Genomic DNA, 1,657 nt, shown 5'->3' with positions numbered 1-1,657 from the left:
GGGTGGAGCAGTGGTTCGGTGGCCGAGTGGCCGAGTGGCCGAGTGGCCGAGTGGCCGAGTGGCCGAGTGGCCAAGTGGCTGAGCCACTTGTGAGCTGGGGTGGTTGGCGGGCGGTTGGTTCGTGGGCGGTTGGCTGGTGATTGGCCGAGTGGCTGAGCCACTGAGCCACTGAGCCTGTCGGGCGGTTCGTGGTGGACTGACGGTTAGACGGCTCGGCTGCTCGCCTCCGGCCGGGTGGACTAGTGGCCGAGTGGCTCAGCCACTGGACCGGCACTGCAGGTCAAGCGGCAGATGGCAGGCCACCCGATCGGGCAGACTTTGTGCCGTCCGACTGGTCAAGTGGCTGATCCACTTGGCCAGTTGATGCCCCACAGAGTCGGGGTCGCGCCCTCAGTCGTCAAGAGGGTGCGGGCAAATTGGCTCAGCCACTGGACCACTGCCGCTGCTACGCTGCGGACATCCAGGGAGGGGGTGGGCCATGTCCGAAGCATTGCGGCCCATGGGGCGTACGCGCCTGTACGAGCAGGTCATCGACCGGCTGCGCGCCTACGCCACCGAGTTCGGCCTCAAGTCCGGCGACCGCCTCCCGCCCGAGCGTGAACTGGCCCAGCGCCTCGGCGTCTCCCGCGCCTCGATCAAGCAGGGCATCGTCGTCCTCGAAGTCCAGGGCCTGGTCGAGGTGCGCCACGGCGGCGGCACCTACCTGGTCGGCGACAGCCTGGACTTCGCCGAGCCCGTCGAGCGGCTCGTGGAACGCAGGCGCCGGCTCCCCGACGTACTCGAAGCGCGTGAGGCCCTGGAGACCAAGCTCGCCGAACTCGCCGCGGAACGCCGCACGGACGAGGATCTCGCCGCGCTGCGCGAAGCCCTCGGGTTCATGGCGGCGGAGATCGAGCGGGGCGAGCACGGCGTGGAGGGCGACCGCCGCTTCCACGCCGCCGTGACGGCGGCGGCCCACAGTGCGATCCTCGCGGAGTTCATGCACTCGATCGCCGAGCAGATCACGGAGTCACGGCACGAGTCGCTGCGTCAACGGGGCCGCCCCTCGAAGTCGTTCGCGCAGCACATGGCCATCTTCGAGATGATCGACGCGCGCAACGGCCGGGCGGCGGCCGCGGCGATGCGCCGCCACGTACGGACGGTCGCGAAGGTCCGGCTGCTCGACTGGGACCCGGAGAGCGACGGCAGCTGAGACGGCCCGCCCGGCCACCGGACCGCCCTCCGCTCAGGGGTCCCGGCGAGCGTGCTCGGCGAGCCCGGCCGCCTTGTCCGGAGTACGGCTGCCGATGAACACCTCGTGCCCAGGTGCCGCATGCGCCGACAGGGAGGGGTCCGGAAGGCTCATCCGCCGGCGGAGACCGGAAGCCACCGGCCCCCCGACACCGGCCCCCGACACCGGATCCCCACGGCAGTCCGACCAGAACCCGCCCGCAAAGGTCTGGTCATTGCGTCCCAGGGGCCTCACCATGCTCGGGACCGCTACTCACACGTAACCACCCTTGACCTAGGGGGACTTCGTGCTGCGCTCCTGTTTCCGCAAGACTGCCCTGCTCCTCACCGTCACGGCCCTGCTCGGTCTCTCCGGCGTCGCTCAAGCGCAAGCCGGTCCGAGGACCGACAGGACCGAAAGGACCGACACCGGCCCCGCCGCCCCCGC

Annotated in this window: 1 protein-coding gene; it reads left to right on the top strand. The window is 70.5% G+C overall.

The genetic code is table 11. The features are described 5' to 3' along the window. The first annotated feature begins 478 nt into the window (after window positions 1-478). Window positions 479-1,192: a FadR/GntR family transcriptional regulator gene (locus tag G6045_RS40480; RefSeq protein WP_165337246.1), complete on the top strand. Its 714-nt coding sequence runs from the start codon at window positions 479-481 to the stop codon at window positions 1,190-1,192. Window positions 1,193-1,657: the final 465 nt, after the last annotated feature.

The organism is Streptomyces mesophilus, assembly GCF_011044995.1.
In the GTDB taxonomy this organism is placed as follows: Bacteria; Actinomycetota; Actinomycetes; order Streptomycetales; family Streptomycetaceae; genus Streptomyces; species Streptomyces mesophilus.
The sequence above is the reverse complement of the archived record's forward strand: the minus strand, read 5'-3'. Positions and strand labels throughout refer to the sequence as shown.

Coding starts and splice junctions, on each gene's coding strand:
- G6045_RS40480 (WP_165337246.1), top strand. CDS start 479: ATGTCCGAAGCATTGCGGCCCATGGGGCGTACGCGCCTGTACGAGCAG.